This window comes from Bacillus cereus (assembly GCF_025917685.1).
GTDB lineage: Bacteria > Bacillota > Bacilli > Bacillales > Bacillaceae_G > Bacillus_A > Bacillus_A cereus_AT.
Genome location: NZ_CP089518.1, coordinates 4,378,912 through 4,399,855 on the forward strand (window position 1 = coordinate 4,378,912; position 20,944 = coordinate 4,399,855).

Below are 20,944 nucleotides of genomic sequence, written 5' to 3' on the forward strand. Positions count from 1 at the left end.
TATAGACTTGAAACCTTCTTCATCCTAGTATTTTCCCCGTTATTCTCATCATACTAGAAAACAAGGTCCCCCTCAATATAATTGTCTATTTGTGGAGTTAGATTACAGTAGAGTTACTCTAGAAAATCGAAATAATTACACTTTCGCTATTCATTTGCTATCCATACCCTGTAAATCATCCTACCTTCTTCACAAATCACCCCTGTACAAACTGTGAAGCCTTGATTTTGTGCTAAAAAAAACGCAAGAGCATACGCTATTTTATAATCCGGTGTTTCATACCCGCCAAATACTCTCCCGTACATTTCATTCGCGATTGAATCGGCCCACACTTCAGCTTCTCTTATCGTTTCAAAAATAATGTCTTCCCTTTCCCATTTCACAGTTACATCACCCCTCTAAACAAAAAGTAGCGCTAGCATATCCTTAATAAGAATATGACCAGCGCTACTTTTATATCATTCTAACTTTCATTTTTTAAAAATTATCTAATGCTTTTTCCATAATAGAAACAGATTTAAAAGGTGGCGTTACTGTTAATGAACCTTTTACAACATGCTCTCCTTGTTCATCATAAGCTGATACGAGCATATCAATTGTATGTTCCTCCTCTGAAACAGCCACAACTTCAAAGTGGATTTGTAACGTTTCATAATGGTGAACATGTTTCACGAACGTAAGGTCCTTCCTAGTAATATGACTACCTGGACCTGGTAAATATTTCGTAACCGCCGTTGTAATCAGCCCTGTTAGCATAATGCTTGGTACAATCGGCTTTTCATACGGAGTTTGGGATGCGTAATCATGCTGAATATATAATGGATTGGCATCATTCGTTAACCCTAAGTACAATAACAAATCTTTATCCTCAATTTTTTCAGTGATAGATAATTTCTCTCCTACTGTAATTTCATCCATTCTACGACCAATTTGAACTTTTTTCTTTAACATGTTACATCCCCCTCCGATTTTTTCACCTTATTATCCTACTAAAAGCGATACCTTATCCGAAATTTACTATGATGAGGGCAATATATAGTATAAGTCTATAGTTCCATTATAGGATACACCAAATGATAGCGTTTTCATATTATTTCAAAAAAACATTTCAATAAATAGTAGAAAAAGATTCGGGACCCCGAATCTTTTTCCGCTTATATTTAATTATTAAACAAGAACTTTCATAACGTTACGTACAGATTCTACAGAGCGATCTAACGCTTCTTTTTCATCTTCAAGAAGTTCTAATTCAATAATTTTTTCAATTCCGTTACCACCTAGAATTACTGGTACCCCTAAGTAAAGGTCACTATAACCATATTCACCTTCAAGGTAAGCAATAGCTGGTAATACACGGCGTTGATCTTTTAAGATTGCTTCTGTCATTTCAACTAAAGACGCAGCTGGTGCGTAATATGCACTACCGTTTCCTAATAAGCCTACAATTTCGCCGCCACCTTTACGTGTACGTTCTACTATTTCCTCTAAACGCTCTTTCGGAATTAATGTTTCTAACGGAATGCCACCTGCATAGGAATAACGTACAAGAGGTACCATATCGTCACCGTGTCCACCAAGAACAAATCCTGTAATGTCTTTCACAGAAAGATTTAATTCTTGTGAAATGAATGTACGGAAACGAGCTGTATCTAATACGCCCGATTGACCGATAACACGCTCTTTCGGGAATCCTGCTTCTTTAAATACAGAATATGTCATTGCATCAACCGGATTTGTTAATACAACAATAATCGCATTTGGTGAATGTTTTGCAATGTCGCGCGTAATACTTTTCATAATTTTAGAGTTTGTTGCTACTAAGTCATCACGGCTCATACCAGGCTTACGCGCAATACCAGCTGTAATAACGACAACGTCAGAATCAGCAGTATCTGCGTAATCAGATGTACCAATAATGTTAGCATCAAAACCTTGTACTGGGCTCGCTTCTAACATATCTAACGCTTTCCCTTTTGTTGGATTTTCCAGCTGTGGAATGTCCACTAATACAACATCTGCAAGTTCTTTTTGTGCTAATAAGAATGCTGTTGTTGCTCCTGTAAATCCTGCACCGATGACTGAAACTTTCTTGCGTTTGATTGTCATAATTTACCCCCCGCTTTAATTATGCGTTTTTGATTATCGCTACATCCATGTTTTTAATAAGTTCATTAGCGAACTCAGAACATTTCACTTCTGTTGCACCTTCCATTAAACGTGCGAAATCATATGTTACTACTTTTGAAGCAATTGTTTTCTCAACTGAATCAGTTACTAAATTCGCAGCTTCGTTCCATCCTAAGTGCTCTAATAATAGTACACCTGAAAGAAGAACTGAAGATGGGTTTACTTTATCTAAACCTGCATATTTTGGAGCTGTACCATGTGTAGCTTCAAAGATAGCATGTCCAGTCACATAGTTAATATTTGCACCAGGTGCAATACCAATTCCACCTACTTGTGCAGCAAGTGCATCAGAGATGTAGTCTCCGTTTAAGTTCATTGTTGCAACAACATCAAACTCACGTGGACGAGTTAAAATTTGTTGTAAGAAGATATCTGCAATAGAATCTTTTACGATGATCTTTCCAGCCACTTCTGCGTCTGCCATCGCTTTATTCGCTGCATCTTTTCCATCTTTTTCAACGATACGATCATATTCAGCCCAAGTAAATACTTTGTCGCCGAATTCTTGTTCAGCTACTTCGTAACCCCAGTTCTTGAAAGCACCTTCTGTAAATTTCATAATGTTTCCTTTATGAACTAATGTAACAGAAGAGCGTTTTTCGTTAATTGCATATTGAATTGCAGCACGAACAAGACGCTTTGTCCCTTCTTCTGAGATTGGTTTAATACCAATGCCAGATGTTTCTGGGAAGCGGATTTTATTAACACCCATTGCTTCTTTTAAGAAAGCAAGAACTTTCTCTGCTTCTGGAGAACCTTGTGCATATTCAATTCCAGCATAAATGTCTTCTGTATTTTCACGGAAAATAACCATATCAGTATCTTCCGGACGTTTTACAGGTGAAGGAACACCTTCAAAGTAACGAACTGGACGTAGACATACATATAAATCTAATTCTTGACGAAGCGCTACGTTTAGAGAACGAATACCACCGCCAACTGGAGTTGTAAGTGGACCTTTAATTGCGATTAAATATTCACGGATTAAATTTAAAGTCTCTTCTGGTAACCACTCGCCTGTTTGGTTGAATGCTTTTTCCCCTGCAAGCACTTCTTTCCAAACGATTTTCTTCTCACCATCATAAGCTTTTTCAACTGCTGCTTCTAGTACGCGAGATGCTGCAGCCCAAATATCAGGACCAATTCCATCTCCTTCGATAAATGGAATAATCGGATTGTTTGGTACATTCATAACACCATTAGTTACAGTAATTTTTTCACCTGTCGTCAATGTGATAACCCCCATGTTTGAAATTTCATATGTATGAAACTGAGGGAATAACCCCTCAGTTCAAACCGTTAGTCAAATTTAAATATTCTAATCATTACATCTTCCCGGAAAAATCAGACTTTTGAAAGCGTATTTTCACTATCAAAATAGTGTTTTTCGCTTATCGTTGTGCAATTGGAACATACACTTGATGTGTTGGTCCATTATAATCAGCACGTGGACGGATTAAACGGTTATTTTCATATTGTTCTAGAATATGAGCTAACCAGCCTGACATACGGCTAATTGCAAAAATAGGTGTAAATAAGTCATGGTCAATTCCTAAACAGTGGTATACAGAAGCTGAATAGAAATCAACATTTGGTGGAAGACCTTTTTCTTTTGTTACAATGTCTTCAATTTTGATAGACATATTATACCATTTGTCTTCGCCTAAAAGCACGCATAATCTCTTAGACATTTCGCGTAAGTGTTTCGCGCGTGGATCACCATGCTCATATACGCGATGACCAAATCCCATAATTTTCACTTTATTTTGAAGAGCATTATGAATATATGCTTCTACATTTTCTTCTTCGCCAATTTCAGTTAACATCTTCATTACATTTTCATTTGCCCCACCGTGAAGAGGACCTTTTAATGCACCGATTGCTGCTGTAATACCAGAATACACATCTGAAAGTGTAGCTACGCAAACACGTGCAGTAAATGTAGAAGCGTTTAACTCATGATCTGCATGAAGTACAAGCGCCTTATCAAAAGCTTCAATTTCAACTTCATTTGGCTCACGATCATTTAACATGTACAAGAAGTTTGCAGCTAATGATAAATCTTTTCTCGGCTCAACAATATCTAAACCTTTACGGATTCTTGCATAAGCAGCAATTAGAGTTCCTACTTGAGCCTGTAATTTAACCGCTTTCAAATAATTGGACTTTCCGTCCATTATTTCAGCGCTCTCATCGTATAATGATAGCATGGAAATCGCAGTTCGTAAAACAGACATCGGATGCGCGATTTTTAAATCTACTTGTTTCAAATATGTTAAAATTTCACCTGGTACTTTATAGTATTCAGATACAGTTTCACTAAATTCCGCTAGTTCTTGTTCGTTAGGAAGCTTGCGGTGCCATAATAAGTACACTACTTCTTCAAATGTAGCATTCTCCGCTAAATCATCAATATTATACCCAACATAAGTTAATGTATCATCAATAATAGAGCTCACAGATGATGTTGTTGCTACTACCCCTTCTAAACCTCGAATAACAGTCATGACATTCTCTCCTTTTCCTGAAAATTCTCCCAACCTTGCTCCTTATATCTATTTGCTCCCCTTATAAATTATGAACGCTCGTTCACTCTTTAGGCAAGCAAAATGCACGTTCATGCAAATTTGTTGCGATGTTCCCCTCTTATTGTCCATTGCTACATGGAAAGCATGAGCGTGAATGTCTCCCCGAATCCTCACGCTCAGAACAACAAGTTAGTGAGGAAAATGAATTCCGAAGAGTTTTATGATAAAAACAACATAAAACAATATCATTATAAAATTGTTTTATGTTGTTTTTATTTTATCTGGTGTATAGTCTCTGCTGTTATGTAACTTTTCAAAGTTTCTAATCCTATTATAAACAATTATCTGACTTTTGTGAACAGAAAGAATTCAAAAATTTTATATTACTATAAAATTTCTTATTTAAACATTTGTATAATACTCATAACTGCATAGGCAATTCCAGCCCCAATTAATGGACCTACAGCGACCCCATTAAATAAAGCTACAGCTATAATTGTCCCAAAAACAAGTGCAGTTGTAATATGAGGATCCGTCGTTAATAATTGCACCCCACCTTTCGCCAATAAAGCAACCGCCACTCCTGAGGCTAAAGCAATCCATGCATAATATGATTTCGCCGCTTCTCCGAGTTGTTTAAACCCTATTTCCCCCGTCGCAATTGGGACGAGCACCGCAATTGTAATAACCGTCACACCAAGGTTAATTCCTTTCGTTTGTAAATAAGGAAAGACTTTATCGCCTAAAAACGTAAACTTCAATAAAAATAAAACTCCAATAGCTACAGTAAGCGATTGATTTTTAGCAATTAATCCTATAATAAGTAGTATGAATAAAAATAACGTTGACTGACTAATCATGATTGCACTTCCTTTCTGAAAATAATGAACTTGTTTCCAAATAAAAATACCTTTAAACCTATCGTTATACATGTCATATCGATGTCTATTTGCCAATGAGAATAAGGCAACAATTTCATTTTTGCATGCATTTTTAACTTACAGAATGAAACTGTAACCAAAAAAATCAAAGCATGTATACATTTTTGAAAACGATTGTCTCTCCTTTCTTTTCTAACAAGAAACAGGTAAAATAAAAAGAAGAGAAAATGAAGTTTTTACCATATAGTAGAAGCATCATCAACAAGCTTTTACAGTCGTTCATGTACTGAAAAAGCAGGGAAAATCCATCATTCCACTATAACATAAAAGTGAAACTTTAATCAGTGAATGCTACTCGTTATAAGTTGAACGAATTAGGCTAATACAAATTGGAATGGGAGGTATACATCTTTGAACCGAAACTTACTATATATGATATTGCGACTCATATTTGTCATTGTAGCAACGGTAGCTGGGTTCTATGTATTACTATACATGTCAGGACTTATCTATCCTTTTATTATCGCTTTTGCATTCGCTTATTTGATTAATCCTGTCGTCAATTTCCTTAATCAAAAACTACAATTCCCTCGTGCATTAGCAGTACTCGTTAGCTTAATTCTCGTATTCGGGGCTATCGTCGGACTTGTTACATACCTTGTAACTGAAGCAATATCCGCCACAACATACTTACTTCAAATTGTTACAGTGAAGTTCCCAGATATCGTTGCATTCGCTCAACAATTTGCACTTAATCATATTATGCCTCTCTACGATGATTTAATCTCTAAATTTAATCATCTCGGAGAACCACAACGATATACTATTACACAAAACATTCAAAACTTAGGCACTGAAGCAACCACACAAATGAAAGAACTTTTAACCGCTATTATAAGCGGATTAACAAATTTCATTAGCGCATTACCAACAACTTTAACTGTTCTTGTATTCATTTTATTAGCAACTTTCTTCATTAGTTACGATTGGCACCATCTTGCTCATAAAGTAAGAAAACTTTTACCTAATCGTGTACACGGATACGGAAAAACTATTTTTGTCGATTTAAGAAAAGCTTTGTTTGGTTTTGTTAAAGCGCAACTTACACTCGTATCTATGACAACTGTCATTGTACTAATCGGCCTTTTAATATTACGCGTGCCATACGCAATTACTATCGCGATTATTACAGGAGTTGTAGATTTGCTCCCATACTTAGGAACTGGAGCCGTCTTCGTTCCTTGGGTTATATACGTATTTTTCACAGGCGACACCGCATTCGCCATCGGTCTTCTCATCTTATACATCGTCGTGATTGTCCAAAGACAAATCATGGAGCCGAAAGTACTTTCATCTAATATTGGACTTGATCCATTAGCGACACTCATCGCTTTATTTGTCGGCTTTAAGCTCTTTGGTTTTTTAGGATTAATCATCGGTCCAGTCACATTAGTACTACTTAACACATTACACAAAGCCCACGTTTTCCATGACTTATGGAAATTCATTAAAGGCTCACCATCAAAATGATATTTTCTAATTCACATACAACAAAAAACTTAACTGTAATCAGTGGGAATTTCCCACTGATTATTCACTGTACTCATTTTTATACTAACTACATTTCAAACGAGAGGATTTCCTAAAAAAGGATAATTCTCTTGTTTTTTTCATGAAAATGCATATTTCATGGTATTTTTACATTTTTATTCTATTTTTTTCATAATTATTACTTACATTTATTACTTTTTATGTAAATGAATAAATATACAAATTAGGGCGAAATGCTCCTTTAATCAGTAGTTTTTTCTCTCATCTAACTTTTTCACACTAATCGAACACTAACAACACAAAAAATATTACCCTGACGTAAAACTTCCAATCCGTAACCCCCTGTATTCTACCTAGCATTAACTACCAGAAGTATAAATAGAAAATATAATAAAAAAATAACACTTAGATCGCTATAATCTAAGTGTTATTTCTGAACAATAATAGTAGCCTTCTTTCTCAATTTCCAATCAATCCACTTCATAACAATCGGCTTCAATAAAGCCCTCGTTACAGAGATAACAAAGATAAAACCTATTATATCCGTCACATATCCAGGAAGCACCAAAAGAATACCTCCTATAAAGACAAAAATACCATCTAGGACGGCATTACCCGGCATCTCTCCTCTATTTAACCTAAATTGAATCTCTCTAACTATTTTAAACCCTTGTCGTTTCGCCAAATACACGCCTACAATACCTGTAAATACAATCATAGCAAACGTAGACCATAAACCTATTACATGACTCGATCCAATTAAGACCGTAATTTCGATCGCCGGTATTAAAATAAACAAGAATAGTAACCACTTCATAGCTCGCACTCCTTCATATTTCATTTCAAAGGTTTAAGTATCTTCCTTTCAACTTACCAAGTCCCTTATAAGCCCCTTACAACGCCCGTATAAGCCTCGCAAAAGATAAGTAACCCTCTTCCAACAAACGTTATAACAAACGTTCCCTGAAGTGATTTCAGGTGTTTAAAGCTATCTCTATCTATCCTTTTTTGTGTAAAAAAAAGAGAAGGACTCCGCTCCTTCTCTCCGTATTACTTCTTATAGCACTTCCGCATGTCCATTATAAACAATTCCGCGTGCTGCATCAACTGTTACTTCTTGGCCATTTTTTAAAGTTGTTGTTACGCCGTTTACACCAACGATAACAGGAATACCGATAGATACACCTACAACAGCCGCATGGCTTGTTAAACCGCCTTCTTCAACAACTAAAGCAGCAGCTTTTTCAATTGCAGGAATCATATCTTTATCAGTGCTTGTTGTAACAAGGATATCACCTTTGTTTACGTTCGCTACAGCTTCAGCAGCTGTTTTTGCTACAACTACTTTACCTTTTGCAGCTTTACGACCAATTCCTTGCCCTTTAGCAACTTCTTCACCAACAACGTGGATCTTCATTAAGTTTGTTGTACCAGTTTCAGCAACTGGTACACCAGCAGTGATTACTACAGTGTCTCCAAGTCCGATTAGACCTGCATCCATACCTGTTTGAATCGCAGTATCTAACATTTCGTCAGTAGACGCTGCACGTTTTCCAGCCATAAACGCTTGCACACCCCAAACAAGTGCAAGACGACGTCCTACTTGCTCATCAGTTGTTACAGCTACGATTGGAGATTTCGGACGGTATTTAGAGATCATTTTCGCAGTATATCCACTTTCTGTTGGAGCTACGATTGCAGCTACATCAAGAGCAAGTGCTGTGTGCGCAACAGATTGACTAATTGCATCTGTAATTGTTGGAGTGAACTCTTTAATACGTTTTTTGAACATATCTTCATATTGTAATGATTTTTCAACACGCACTGCAATGTTAGCCATCATTGTTACAGCTTCTACTGGGTATTGACCCGCAGCAGTTTCACCTGAAAGCATAATTGCATCTGTACCATCGAAGATTGCGTTAGCTACGTCACTTGCTTCCGCACGAGTTGGACGTGGGTTACGTTGCATAGAATCTAACATTTGCGTTGCAGTAATAACTGGTTTGCCTAATACGTTACATTTTTTGATTAGACGTTTTTGCACTAACGGTACTTCTTCTGGTGGAATTTCTACACCCATATCACCACGAGCAACCATTAAACCGTCAGAAACTTCTAAGATTGAATCGATATTGTCGATACCTTCTTGGTTTTCGATTTTTGGTACGATTTGGATGTATTGAGCGTCATGTCCTTCTAATAATTCACGAATTTCTAATACGTCAGATGCTTTACGCACGAAAGATGCTGCGATGAAATCAACTTTTTGTTCGATACCGAAAACGATATCTTTTACGTCTTTTTCAGTGATACCAGGAAGCTTAATGCTTACGTTTGGTACGTTAACACCTTTTTTATTTTTTACAGTTCCGCTGTTTAATACTTTTGTACGGATGTTTCCGTCAGCTTTTTCGATTACTTCTAGTTCGATAAGACCGTCATCGATTAGAATGCGAGAACCTGGGTCTACATCGTCATAAAGACCTGCATAAGATACAGAGAATTTCTCTGCAGTACCTAATACTTGCTCAGTAGAAAGAACTACTTCTGCACCTGTTACAAGCTCAGCTTGTCCGTCTACGAAGTCGTGAGTACGGATTTCTGGACCTTTTGTATCAAGTAAGATACCAACTGTTTTACCAGTTTTCTTTGAAGCTTCACGAATGTTTTTAATACGAGCGCCGTGCTCTTCATGGCTACCATGAGAGAAGTTTAAACGAGCAACGTTCATACCTGCTTCGATTAATTGCTCTAATTTCTCAATACTTTCACTAGCAGGACCTATAGTACATACAATTTTAGTTTTACGCATATTGCACCTCCGAAAATTATGAAACCGTTCCCAAATACAAGGCATTAAGCCGATTAGATGGATAATTCTTTAGATAATTGATACATATCTTTATCGATTGTATGCTTTTGAGCTAACGCTTCGATAATGTCATGATCAACAAGTTTATTGTTTTGGATACCTACACAGCGTCCACCTCTGCCATCAATTAGCAATTCAACTGCGCGCGCGCCAAGGCGACTTGCTAATACACGGTCTTGTGCACTTGGTGATCCACCACGTTGTACGTGACCTAATACCGTTACACGAGTGTCAAAGTTTGTTGCTTCTTCAATGTGTTTACCGATGTCAATTGCACTTCCAACACCTTCAGCTACAACAATAATACTGTGCTTTTTACCACGTTCACTACCGCGTTTCAGACGAGCGATAACATCATCCATGTCATACTTCTCTTCTGGAATTAAGATCGTTTCTGCACCATCAGCTAAACCAGCCCATAATGCGATATCTCCAGCGTGACGTCCCATTACTTCAATAACATATGTACGTTCATGAGATGTAGCTGTGTCACGGATTTTATCAATTGCATCAATAACAGTATTTAAAGCTGTATCGAAACCAATTGTGAAGTCTGTTCCAGGAATATCATTGTCGATTGTACCTGGTACACCAACACATGGGAATCCTTGTTCAGTTAATTTTTTAGCACCTTGGTAAGAGCCATCTCCACCAATAACAACAAGTCCTTCGATACCGTGTTTCTTTAATTGCTCGATACCTTTTAGTCGTACTTCTGGGTCTTTAAACTCAGGACATCTTGCTGTATATAATTTCGTACCACCGCGGTGGATAATATCGCCAACAGAACCAAGTTCTAATTTTTCAATGTGACCAGAAATTAAACCAGCGTATCCATGGTAAATACCATATACTTCAATATCATGGAAAATCGCTTTACGAACAACTGCACGAATGGCAGCATTCATACCAGGTGAATCTCCACCACTTGTTAATACACCAATACGTTTCATTTGTACTCACCTCATAAAGATTATTTGCCTTATAATAAAATAACACGAAAAAATATAAAAACACAATGGAGAAGATGTGTCTTTTCATAATAAAAACGTGCATTCGCGAAGAGGAACGCACGCTTTTCTTATTTTATCCCAATGGAAGCGTTTGAAAACGAAACTTGCCCAATTTTCATATATTTTTCATAACGTTTTTCGATTAATTCATCTTTCGAAATTCCGTTTAATTGTTCAAAAGTTTTTCTAATCATTAAGTCTATATTTTCTGACTGTTTCAAAAGATTACGGTGAGCTCCACCTTTTGCCTCTGGAATAATTTCATCAATTACACCTAGTTCTTTCAAATCTGCTGCCGTAATTTTCATTGCTTCTGCAGCTTCCTTCGCTTTTCCTGCATCTTTCCAAAGAATTGCCGCTGCACCCTCTGGTGTAATAACAGAATAAGTGGAATTTTCTAGCATATGAATGTAATCTCCTACTCCAAGACCTAGCGCACCACCGCTACCACCTTCGCCAATAACGATACAAATAACTGGTACCGTTAAACCTGCCATCTCAAATAGATTGCGGGCAATAGCTTCACTTTGTCCACGTTCTTCAGCTGCTTTACCAGGATAAGCTCCCTTCGTATCGATGAAACAAATAATAGGACGATTAAACTTTTCCGCTTGTTTCATGAGACGCAGTGCTTTTCGATATCCTTCTGGATGAGGCATCCCAAAATTACGACGAATATTTTCTTTCGTATCTTTTCCGCGTTGATGCCCAATTACAGTTACAGGCATCCCCTTATATTTCGCAATGCCGCCGACAATCGCTGCATCATCACCAAATAGGCGATCTCCATGACATTCAAAAAAATCAGTAAATAAGTGCTCAATATAATCGAGCGTTGTCGGTCGTTCTGCATGACGAGCAATTTGAACACGGTCCCATACTTTCATATTGCCGTATATATCTTCCTCTAAATTTTCTAGCTTGTCTTCCAAAATACGAATCTCCTCACTGAAGTCCATCTGGCTGTTTTTCGTATAGTCTTTCAGTTCACGAATCTTATTTCTTAGCTCAACAACTGGTTTCTCAAATTCTAGCTCTGCCATACAGCCATTTCCCCTCCTTGATGAACTTCTAAAATCTTACGGAGCGATTCTCTCATATCATCACGATGCACAACCGCATCTAATTGACCATGTTCTAGTAAAAATTCTGCCGTTTGGAAATCCTCTGGTAGCTTCTCACGCACCGTTTGTTCAATTACACGTCTACCAGCAAATCCGATAAGTGCACCTGGCTCTGCAAGATTATAATCACCAAGTGAAGCGAAACTCGCTGAAACCCCGCCCGTCGTCGGGTGAGTCATAACAGAAATAAATAGTCCTCCTGCATTACTATGCTTTTTCAAAGCTACGCTTGTTTTTGCCATTTGCATTAAACTTAATATCCCCTCTTGCATACGGGCACCACCCGAAGCAGTAAAGATAATAAATGGAACTTGTAAGTCGTATGCCTTTTCAACCGCACGGGCAATTTTTTCTCCTACAACAGAGCCCATGCTCCCCATTCGAAAACGAGAATCCATTACTGCAATAACAACAAGCATGTCATCAATTGTTCCTTCACCAGTTACAACCGCTTCATTCAACTCAGTCTTCTTACGATCGTTTTCTAGTTTCTCTTCATACCCTGGAAACTCAAGTGGATTTAATGAAACCATCTCTTTGTCATACTCACGAAATGAGCCTTCGTCCAATATACTATCAAGGCGTTCCCATGCATTCATCGGATGATGATATCCACAATTCACGCATACTTTTAAATTTTTAAGTAACTCTTTCGTATACATGATTTTTTTACATTTCGGACATTTTGTCATAACGCCATCTGGTACATCTTTCCGTACTTGTTCTGAAGGTATTGCAGCGTACTTTTTCTTTTTCACGAATAAATCTCTTAGCACAATTTGACCCCCTTCGTTGAGAGCTAAGGTTAGCGTAAGAAGAAAATGGGGCTAACACCAAAGTTTGATGTTAGCCTTATCTTCTCAATCTGTCTAATAACCTCTCTCTTTACGTTTAACTTTAACCGCTATGCGGTAGAATGTTTGTCATAACGTGTCATGGTCATTTCGACAAATTTTATACATTACGAGTGAAACTGTATATTCTCTACTAATTCATCGTAAATTTTTAACGCATCATTTTCTTGCTTCTCTTTCAAGACAGCATAAAGCTTTCTATACATTTCGATAGAATCTCCTGAAATTTCACAAGAAAGAGTTGCAACATAATCATTTACGATCATCCAAATGCGATAAAGTAAATAATTATCGAATTGTTCAATAAGTGTTTTAAAGAACGTTTGATGAAGCATTGGAATTGAGCCTTCATTTTCTTCAAGCACTTGGTGTAATTTACTTAGCACTTTAGAAAACGTTTCTTTCGGTAAATTACATACAAGTCGAATCATATCTTTCTCAAGCAATCGTTTTGTTTGTAATAAATCACGAATTGTTTTCTCATCTTGCAGCAAGAACGGAGCAATTAATTGTACAAGACCGTTATCGTAAAAGTTTCGAATAAACGTCCCCTCACCACGTCTTGTTTCAATTAACCCTACAAGTTCTAAAGCACGCAATGCTTCTCTTACAGAGGAACGGCCAACGTTTAAGCGTGAACTTAACTCACGCTCAGACGGCAAACGATCCCCCGCTACTAAACCATCCTCTTCCATTATGGAACGGATTTTTTTTACAATTTCGAGATATACTTTTGTATTTGATGATGTCAATGGAAATTCCTCGCTTATTCTTTACCAATCAGCGCTAATTGTTTTGTTTTCTCAGCGACTTCATTTGGATCTACTTGACGGCGAGCTACTCCTGTCTCCATTGCCGCTTTCGCAACGTAAGCCGCTACTTGAGGCGCTACACGCGCGTCAAATGGCGCCGGAATGATATGGTCCGCATTCAACTCATCTTCTGATACAAGCTCTGCAATAGCTTGTACAGCTGCCATCTTCATTTCTTCATTAATTTGTGTCGCATGTACATCAAGTGCACCGCGGAAAATACCAGGGAACGCTAGTACATTATTTACTTGGTTCGGGAAGTCAGAACGACCTGTTCCAACAACAGCTGCGCCCGCTGCTTTTGCCAATTCTGGCATAATTTCTGGAACCGGATTCGCCATTGCAAAAATAATTGCATCGTCATTCATTGTACGAACCATCTCTTCAGTTAATGCACCCGCTGCAGATACACCAATGAATACGTCCGCACCTTGTAAAACGTCAGCTAAAGAACCTTCAATACGATTCTTATTTGTATATTTTGCAACTTCATCTTTCACCGGATTCATACCTGTAGGGCGACCTTCATAGATTGCCCCTTTACGGTCACACATAATAACGTCACGTACACCATAGCGATATAAAAGTTTAATGATTGCAATACCCGCTGCACCTGCGCCATTTGCGACAACTTTAATGTCAGACATTTTCTTTCCAACTAATTTCAGCGCGTTCACAAGGCCCGCTACTGTTACGATAGCTGTTCCGTGTTGATCATCATGGAAGATAGGAATATTTGTTTCTTTTTTCAAACGTTCTTCAATAACGAAGCAGTTTGGTGCTGCAATATCTTCTAAGTTTACACCGCCAAAAGTTGGCTCCATTAATTTTACAGTTTCAACAATTTTATCTACATCGTTTGTATTTAAGGCAATCGGAAATGCATCTACACCAGCAAAGCTCTTGAATAATACAGCTTTACCTTCCATTACTGGAAGAGATGCTTCAGGTCCAATGTTACCAAGACCAAGTACAGCTGTTCCATCCGTCACAACTGCTACCATATTTCCCTTCATTGTATATTCATATACCTTACTTTTATCGTCATAAATTTCTTTACAAGGCTCTGCAACCCCTGGAGAATATGCAAGACTTAAATCTTTTGCATTTTCTACTTTTACTTTTGATACAGTTTCTAATTTTCCTTGATGCACTTTATGCATGTGAAGTGCTTCTTCACGAAGTGTTGACAAACTATCCACTCTCCTCAAATTATTCTTGCTGATATCAATTTCTCCAAGTGGTCTGACCACGAACACTACTACTATAATAATCGAAGTGTAGGGAAATTGTCCATTATATTTTCACAACGACATTTTCGTCGCCGACAATTTCACGAAGTGCTCCTAGACATTCTTCACTCGGATGAATTGATAAACTTCGAGATAATTGTACCATTTTATGTTCCTTTTCATAATAAATTAGTACTTTCGCAAAACCTGAATAGTCAAACAATATTTTCGTAACTTGATTTACAAGCTTTTTTTCATATTGAGACGGCAATTTCACGTAAACAGATGCTTCTTTCATTTCTTCATAAACATCCATTTCTTCTAGCGGATATACTCCATTCACAATCCATTGCAGTTTATGGTTTCTTTGCTCGATCGTACCATCAACTAAAACAATTGCCCCTTCTTGTAACCTGTCCGAAAAATGTATATACGTTTCTGGAAAAATAACGGCTTCCATTTCATCATTTTGATCACAGAATGTAATAAACGCCATCTTTTGTAACTTTTTCGTACGAATCACTTTCACACTTGTTATATATACGATCGCTCTTTGTACTTTTTTCTTATGTCGCATCGCCTGAGCGAGAGATGGGATTTCTAATTCTTTTCCTAACTTCGCATACTGTGCTGTCGGGTAGCTAGATAAATAAAAACCGAGGGCTTCCTTCTCTTTATTTAACTGTTCAATAAAGGATAGCTCTTCTCCTTTTACATATTTTGATTTCGGAACAGCATCACCTAAATCACGTGCAAGGTTCGCGTACTCTAGCGCTCCTTTAAGACTTTTCCATAAATTCGTTCTCGAAACACCAAAATCGTCAAAACAGCCCGACCAAACAAACGCTTCTAAATTTCGCTCCGTTACAAACTTTGATGGCATACGAAGACAAAATTCAAATAAATCTTCGAACATTTTTTCTTCTCGTTCTTCGAGTAACGCTGTCACTGTAGCCATCCCGATATTTCGAATTGAAAGTAAACTGTAACGTATCGCATTCCCTTCTATTTGGAAGTTATAACCACTTCTCTGAAGAGACGGCGGCAAAACATGAAATCCTTTTCGTTTCGTTTCTCGTATATACTGCACAATCTTATCTTCATTTCCAATTGCACTTGATAATAGTGCTGTCATAAATTCTAGCGTATAATTCGCTTTTAAATAGGCAAGCTGGTATCCGATCATACTGTAAGCTACAGCGTGACTTCGGTTAAAACCGTAGTTCGCAAATCTTACAATCAAATCGTAAATTTGTTCTGAAGCTGTCTCATCGTATCCGTTTTTCAAACACCCTTGCACAAAATGCTTACGTTCTTGATCTAAAATATCACGATTCTTTTTACTCACTGCACGGCGCAGTAAATCCGCTTCTCCAAGCGAAAAGCCGGCTAACTTCGATGCGATTTGCATAATTTGTTCTTGATATACAATTACGCCATATGTTCTTTCTAAAATCGGTTTTAAGTCCGGATGTAAATATTCAATTTTTCTTTTTCCGTGCTTTGATTCAATAAAGGTTGGAATTTGTTCCATCGGTCCTGGTCTATATAACGAGTTAACAGCGACAATATCTTCAAATTCATTCGGTTTTAACCCTCGAAGTACATTTCGCATACCACCTGATTCAAGCTGGAATACACCTGTTGTATCCCCTCTTCCTAACAATTGAAACGTCTTTTCATCTTGAAGAGGTAAGCTTCTTATATCAATGTGTTTCCCCGCTTTTTTCACAATAAACTTTATAATATTTTCAAGTAACGTTAAATTACGTAATCCTAAAAAGTCCATCTTGAGCAACCCAAGCTCCTCTAATGCATCAGCTGGATATTGCGTAACATAAACATCGTTATGTCCTTCTTGAATTGCTACACTTCCCGTTAACGGTTCTTGACTCATAATAACGCCGGCTGCATGAATAGACGTATGACGCGGTAATCCCTCTACACGTTTTGCGATTTCAAACACACGTTCATGCAAAAGATTCCCTTGTATAAACTCACGGAGTGATTGCGATTCCTCATATGCATCTTTTAACGTTATACCAAGCTTTGATGGGATAAGTTTTGAAAATATGTCAATATCTCGCGGCGGGAGCCCCATTACACGAGCGATATCTCTAATTGCGGCTTTCGCTGCAAGAGTTCCGAACGTTACAATTTGAGCAACACGAAGCTGACCATATTTATCTTTCACATATCGAATCATCTCATCACGTCTTATATCCGGAAAATCAATATCAATATCTGGAAGTGTCACACGTTCAGGATTTAAAAACCTTTCAAATAGTAAGTCATATTCAATCGGATCCACATCTGTAATTTCTAATACGTAAGAAACGAGTGAACCAGCTGCCGATCCACGTCCTGGTCCTGTTAAAATATGATTTTCATGCGCATACTTCATAAAATCCCAGACGATGAGGAAATAATCACTAAATCCCATACTAGAAATAACGTTTAATTCATGATTCAAACGCTTTATATGTACTTCTTTCGGCGTACCATAACGTTTCTGCAACCCTTCTTCACAAACGCGGCGTAAATACGTATCATTCGTCTCGTTAGATGGAACAGGGAATTTCGGTAATTGATTTACATGAAACGGTATTTCTACTCGGCAACGTTCTGCAATTTCTACTGTATTGTGAATCGCCTCTTCTACGTGAGAAAATAGTGCTTCCATCTCATCCGATGACTTTAAATAGTATTGGTCTGTTTTCATCCTCGGTCTATCTGGATCAGTCATTTTCGTTCCACTTTCAACAGACAATAAGCACTCATGAACAAGTGCGTCGCTTTGATTGATGTAACGTACATCGTTTGTTGCAACAAGTGGGACATTTATCCTACTCATAAATGCAGGTAATTTCTCTTGTAAAAGCAGTTCATCTTGAATCGCATGATGCTGCAAACTCATATAAAAATTGCCGAACATATTTTGATATGTGCGAGCTACTTCTTCAGCCTGACTTTCTTTGTCTTCTAATAATAATTGTTCAATTTCTCCATCTTTACCTGGTGAAATAGCAATTAATCCTTTCGCATAATGCGCAAGCCACTTTTTAGGAATACCTCCTTTTGACTTCGTCATAATGCTACTAGAAATCTTTAATAAATTTTGATAACCCATTTCATTTTCAGCAAGTAAGACAAGTGGATAAGACTTTTCTTCTTCTTCACTAAAAATAGAAGCTGTTAAGCCGATAATAGGCTGTATACCATTTTTCTTACATGCTTTATAAAACGGAATAACTCCATACATAACATTTTCATCTGTAATGGCCAGCGATGAAAATCCAAGCTCTTTCGCCCGAATGACAAGCTCATCAATTTTACAAGCACTTTTTAATAAACTAAAAACGGTTTGACATTGTAAATGCACAAACTTCACTGTTGTACCCTCTCTTTACCTATTTGACTACTTTTATTATAGGTGATGAGGAAAGCGGAAATCAAAACATACTTCTCATACTTTGTCCATATATATGAAGAAGAAAGGGGAATGACGATGGATGTAAGAGAACATACTTTTTTCTCTCTGCTTATTATTAGTTACTTTATTGCCTTTGGAGTTATACTTGGTGGTTCATTAATTGGCGGATTTGGTGCATTTCTCATTGGAAAACCAGCTCTAACTTATATTAATCAATTTGCCCAAAATTTAAGAATTTGGGCACTCGTTGCAGCGATTGGTGGAACGTTCGATACCTTTTATAGCTTTGAAAGAAGCTTCTTTGGCGGAGATATGAAAGATATCGTAAAACAAATTCTCCTTATTTTTTTTGCAACTGGTGGTATGCAAACTGGTCTTATTATTATTAAATGGCTAACGCAGGAACATGTATGAGAGTACCAAGTGCCAATACAGCCAAAAGATGGTATTTAGTTTTAGCAGGTGCTGCTGTTGGCGGCGTTTTGAGCTGGTTTATTTTTTTGTACATATATGGTGTTTTTCAGCAGGAACAAGCTAGTAAAATAGCAGAACAAAGAGAAATTATAGAAAAACAAGAAGCAAAACTCCACGTCCTTCTCGAAGATCAAGAAAAATTGAATACAGAAAATAAGCGGCTCTTAACAATTCAAGAAATTAAAATAAAAATTATAAATCGAGAAAAATATGATTTAGATAACCTTACACTCGAAAACATGACCACTTCTATCCATAATGATCTCCAGCATCTTTTAACGAAAAACATTCAAAGCATCGCAAAAAATAAAGACCTACTCAAAAAAGTAATCGAAAATAAAACGTACAAACATTACGATCGTATATATCGCTTTAAAGTAGACACAGTTTCTTTTGATACCGTACTGGAAATTAGTATCGTTATAGAGAAAGAAAAATAAACGAAAAGAAGGAGGGCTTCTATGCCTCTCCTTCTTTTCGTTTTAACATATAATCTCTTATCTGCACAGCTCACGTAAATCAGCAAAAAGACGATCCGCTTCTTCCCAAGAAGATGCTTTTGCACCAGAAGCCATCGGATGTCCTCCGCCATTATATTGCATTGCTAATTTATTAATAACCGGTCCTTTTGAACGAAGACGAACACGAATCACATCGCCTTCCTCTAAAAATAGAACCCACGCCTTTAATCCGTCAATATTACCAAGCGCTCCGACAACACCAGATGCTTCAGACGGAAGTACATCAAATTCTTCTAGTACCTCTTTCGTTAATTTAATGTACGCTGCGCCTTCTTCTACCATCGTAAAGTTTTGTAAAATATAACCGTTTAAACGAGCAATCTTTTCTTTCGTCTTATACATCTCATTGTATAAATCTGTGAATTTCACACCCATGTCAACAAGCTCACTTACATAACGAAGTGTTTTCGCTGTTGTATTCGGAAATAAGAAACGACCTGTATCCCCAACAATACCCGCTAAAATAAGACGAGCTGCTTCTTTTGTTATCTGTAATCCTTTATCTTTTCCATAACTGTAAAACTCATAAATCATTTCACTTGTAGAACTTGCTGTCGTATCTACCCACGTAATATCTCCGTACGGATCTTCATTCGGATGATGGTCAATTTTAATTAACATCTTCCCTTTTGCGTAGCGTTGATCGTCAACACGTTCTTGGTTCGCAGTATCACATACGATAACAAGTGCATTTTCATATACACTATCTTCAATATCATCCATTACTCGTAAGTATGCTAGTGACGGTTCATTGTACCCAACCGTATAAATATTTTTCTCTGGAAACGATTCTTGTAAAATTGTACTAAGACCGCCCTGTGAACCTAACGCATCTGGATCCGGACGCACATGACGATGAATAATAATTGTATCAAACTCTTTAATTGCTCCTAAAATTTGCTCATGCATATGTATAATCTCCTTTTTATTCAACTTCTTCACTTTAACGTGCAGTAAAAGCCCAATGGATGTGGCTAATCATTAGCGCGTGGAAACATCCTCACACTAATTAAAGTCTCACTTTATCCTCCATTATAACGGAAAGTATTTCATACATGCGAACAATTGCTTTATAATAAAAGTTAGAAAGTTTAGATATTTCTTTTTTCTCCACTATTATTTTTCATAAAGCGATGGGAGTGTGCATTATGCCAGTATTAGTCTTCTGTATTATCGTCTCATTTATGTTGTACCTCTTCTACAAAACAAAATACTTTCGTACAAACCGCCCAATGGAGAAAGGTTGGCTCTCAGGAAAATCCGCAATGGCACTCGGTTCATTCGTCTTGTTCTTTGGGATAAATCAATTCTTTTTAGAACTTTCAACCGCTCGTACTATCGTTGGTATTTTATTTGTTCTATTTGGTAGTGCAAGTGTATTTAATGGATTTCGCCAATACAAACATTTCTTACCATTAGCAGTTGAAGAAGCCGAAGTCTATGAAGCAACGTAAAAAAA

Annotated in this window: 19 protein-coding genes; 4 read left to right on the top strand and 15 right to left on the bottom strand. The window is 37.3% G+C overall.

Annotated features, from left to right (window positions below):
• Positions 1–146: 146 nt before the first annotated feature.
• From LUS72_RS22740 to LUS72_RS22765, 6 genes are all read right to left on the bottom strand, one after another.
• Complete coding sequence (locus tag LUS72_RS22740) at positions 147–383, bottom strand: hypothetical protein (RefSeq protein WP_264448298.1); 237 nt, start codon at positions 381–383, stop codon at positions 147–149.
• A 94-nt stretch (positions 384–477) separates the two neighbouring features.
• Positions 478–951: a MaoC family dehydratase gene (locus LUS72_RS22745; RefSeq protein WP_000914188.1), complete on the bottom strand. Its 474-nt coding sequence runs from the start codon at positions 949–951 to the stop codon at positions 478–480.
• Positions 952–1,167: 216 nt separating this feature from the next.
• Positions 1,168–2,106 carry a malate dehydrogenase gene (gene mdh / locus LUS72_RS22750; RefSeq protein WP_128856672.1) on the bottom strand — a complete coding sequence of 313 codons (939 nt, stop codon included), beginning with the start codon at positions 2,104–2,106 and terminating at the stop codon, positions 1,168–1,170.
• A 19-nt stretch (positions 2,107–2,125) separates the two neighbouring features.
• A complete protein-coding gene (gene icd, locus LUS72_RS22755; protein ID WP_000206900.1) occupies positions 2,126–3,418 on the bottom strand; it encodes an NADP-dependent isocitrate dehydrogenase in 1,293 nt (430 codons plus the stop codon).
• Between the two features lie 160 nt (positions 3,419–3,578).
• Positions 3,579–4,727: a citrate synthase gene (gene citZ, locus LUS72_RS22760; RefSeq protein ID WP_141533472.1), complete on the bottom strand. Its 1,149-nt coding sequence runs from the start codon at positions 4,725–4,727 to the stop codon at positions 3,579–3,581.
• Positions 4,728–5,113: 386 nt separating this feature from the next.
• Positions 5,114–5,575 carry a DUF441 domain-containing protein gene (locus tag LUS72_RS22765; RefSeq protein ID WP_000625507.1) on the bottom strand — a complete coding sequence of 154 codons (462 nt, stop codon included), beginning with the start codon at positions 5,573–5,575 and terminating at the stop codon, positions 5,114–5,116.
• Positions 5,576–6,007: 432 nt separating this feature from the next.
• Here LUS72_RS22765 and ytvI point away from each other — a divergent pair, with 432 nt between their 5' ends.
• Complete coding sequence (ytvI, locus tag LUS72_RS22770) at positions 6,008–7,126, top strand: sporulation integral membrane protein YtvI (RefSeq protein ID WP_097832098.1); 1,119 nt, start codon at positions 6,008–6,010, stop codon at positions 7,124–7,126.
• A 448-nt stretch (positions 7,127–7,574) separates the two neighbouring features.
• Here the strand turns inward: ytvI and LUS72_RS22775 are convergent, their stop codons facing one another.
• The 8 genes from LUS72_RS22775 to dnaE form a co-directional block, all read right to left on the bottom strand.
• The gene (locus LUS72_RS22775) at positions 7,575–7,964 is read right to left on the bottom strand and encodes an FxsA family protein (RefSeq protein ID WP_264448299.1); all 390 of its coding nucleotides are present in this window, start codon (positions 7,962–7,964) and stop codon (positions 7,575–7,577) included.
• 240 nt (positions 7,965–8,204) lie between these two features.
• Positions 8,205–9,962, bottom strand: a complete 1,758-nt coding sequence (pyk, locus tag LUS72_RS22780; protein ID WP_199638662.1) for a pyruvate kinase — start codon at positions 9,960–9,962, stop codon at positions 8,205–8,207.
• 53 nt (positions 9,963–10,015) lie between these two features.
• Complete coding sequence (gene pfkA / locus LUS72_RS22785) at positions 10,016–10,975, bottom strand: 6-phosphofructokinase (protein ID WP_097832101.1); 960 nt, start codon at positions 10,973–10,975, stop codon at positions 10,016–10,018.
• Positions 10,976–11,103: 128 nt separating this feature from the next.
• On the bottom strand, positions 11,104–12,078 hold the full coding sequence (gene accA / locus LUS72_RS22790) for an acetyl-CoA carboxylase carboxyl transferase subunit alpha (RefSeq protein ID WP_000818790.1): 975 nt from the start codon (positions 12,076–12,078) through the stop codon (positions 11,104–11,106).
• Positions 12,066–12,935 carry an acetyl-CoA carboxylase, carboxyltransferase subunit beta gene (gene accD, locus LUS72_RS22795; RefSeq protein WP_000942863.1) on the bottom strand — a complete coding sequence of 290 codons (870 nt, stop codon included), beginning with the start codon at positions 12,933–12,935 and terminating at the stop codon, positions 12,066–12,068. Before accD ends, accA begins: the two co-directional genes overlap by 13 nt.
• Before the next feature lie 185 nt (positions 12,936–13,120).
• Positions 13,121–13,765 (bottom strand): FadR/GntR family transcriptional regulator, encoded by a 645-nt coding sequence (locus tag LUS72_RS22800; RefSeq protein WP_097832102.1) that lies wholly within the window; start codon positions 13,763–13,765, stop codon positions 13,121–13,123.
• 14 nt (positions 13,766–13,779) lie between these two features.
• Positions 13,780–14,988, bottom strand: coding sequence for an NADP-dependent malic enzyme (locus LUS72_RS22805; RefSeq protein ID WP_165444500.1), 1,209 nt, complete (start codon positions 14,986–14,988; stop codon positions 13,780–13,782).
• Positions 14,989–15,121: 133 nt separating this feature from the next.
• Positions 15,122–18,448 (bottom strand): DNA polymerase III subunit alpha, encoded by a 3,327-nt coding sequence (gene dnaE, locus LUS72_RS22810; protein ID WP_264448300.1) that lies wholly within the window; start codon positions 18,446–18,448, stop codon positions 15,122–15,124.
• A gap of 42 nt (positions 18,449–18,490) precedes the next feature.
• Here dnaE and LUS72_RS22815 point away from each other — a divergent pair, with 42 nt between their 5' ends.
• Together LUS72_RS22815 and ytrI are read left to right on the top strand one after the other, a co-directional pair.
• On the top strand, positions 18,491–18,904 hold the full coding sequence (locus LUS72_RS22815) for a YtrH family sporulation protein (protein WP_002034291.1): 414 nt from the start codon (positions 18,491–18,493) through the stop codon (positions 18,902–18,904).
• Complete coding sequence (gene ytrI / locus LUS72_RS22820) at positions 18,901–19,404, top strand: sporulation membrane protein YtrI (protein ID WP_071748289.1); 504 nt, start codon at positions 18,901–18,903, stop codon at positions 19,402–19,404. Before LUS72_RS22815 ends, ytrI begins: the two co-directional genes overlap by 4 nt.
• A 57-nt stretch (positions 19,405–19,461) precedes the next feature.
• Here ytrI and LUS72_RS22825 read toward each other — a convergent pair whose 3' ends face one another.
• The gene (locus LUS72_RS22825) at positions 19,462–20,394 is read right to left on the bottom strand and encodes a DHH family phosphoesterase (protein WP_097832104.1); all 933 of its coding nucleotides are present in this window, start codon (positions 20,392–20,394) and stop codon (positions 19,462–19,464) included.
• Between the two features lie 239 nt (positions 20,395–20,633).
• Here LUS72_RS22825 and LUS72_RS22830 point away from each other — a divergent pair, with 239 nt between their 5' ends.
• On the top strand, positions 20,634–20,939 hold the full coding sequence (locus LUS72_RS22830; protein ID WP_264448301.1) for a YtpI family protein: 306 nt from the start codon (positions 20,634–20,636) through the stop codon (positions 20,937–20,939).
• Positions 20,940–20,944: the final 5 nt, after the last annotated feature.

Excerpts from the sequence above, each read along its gene's own strand:
- LUS72_RS22775 (WP_264448299.1), bottom strand. The coding sequence starts at position 7,964 with ATGAAGTGGTTACTATTCTTGTTTATTTTAATACCGGCGATCGAAATT.
- pyk (WP_199638662.1), bottom strand. The coding sequence starts at position 9,962 with ATGCGTAAAACTAAAATTGTATGTACTATAGGTCCTGCTAGTGAAAGT.
- LUS72_RS22825 (WP_097832104.1), bottom strand. The coding sequence starts at position 20,394 with ATGCATGAGCAAATTTTAGGAGCAATTAAAGAGTTTGATACAATTATT.
- LUS72_RS22765 (WP_000625507.1), bottom strand. The coding sequence starts at position 5,575 with ATGATTAGTCAGTCAACGTTATTTTTATTCATACTACTTATTATAGGA.
- pfkA (WP_097832101.1), bottom strand. The coding sequence starts at position 10,975 with ATGAAACGTATTGGTGTATTAACAAGTGGTGGAGATTCACCTGGTATG.
- LUS72_RS22805 (WP_165444500.1), bottom strand. The coding sequence starts at position 14,988 with ATGCATAAAGTGCATCAAGGAAAATTAGAAACTGTATCAAAAGTAAAA.
- LUS72_RS22830 (WP_264448301.1), top strand. The coding sequence starts at position 20,634 with ATGCCAGTATTAGTCTTCTGTATTATCGTCTCATTTATGTTGTACCTC.
- mdh (WP_128856672.1), bottom strand. The coding sequence starts at position 2,106 with ATGACAATCAAACGCAAGAAAGTTTCAGTCATCGGTGCAGGATTTACA.
- ytrI (WP_071748289.1), top strand. The coding sequence starts at position 18,901 with ATGAGAGTACCAAGTGCCAATACAGCCAAAAGATGGTATTTAGTTTTA.
- LUS72_RS22745 (WP_000914188.1), bottom strand. The coding sequence starts at position 951 with ATGTTAAAGAAAAAAGTTCAAATTGGTCGTAGAATGGATGAAATTACA.
- accA (WP_000818790.1), bottom strand. The coding sequence starts at position 12,078 with ATGGCAGAGCTAGAATTTGAGAAACCAGTTGTTGAGCTAAGAAATAAG.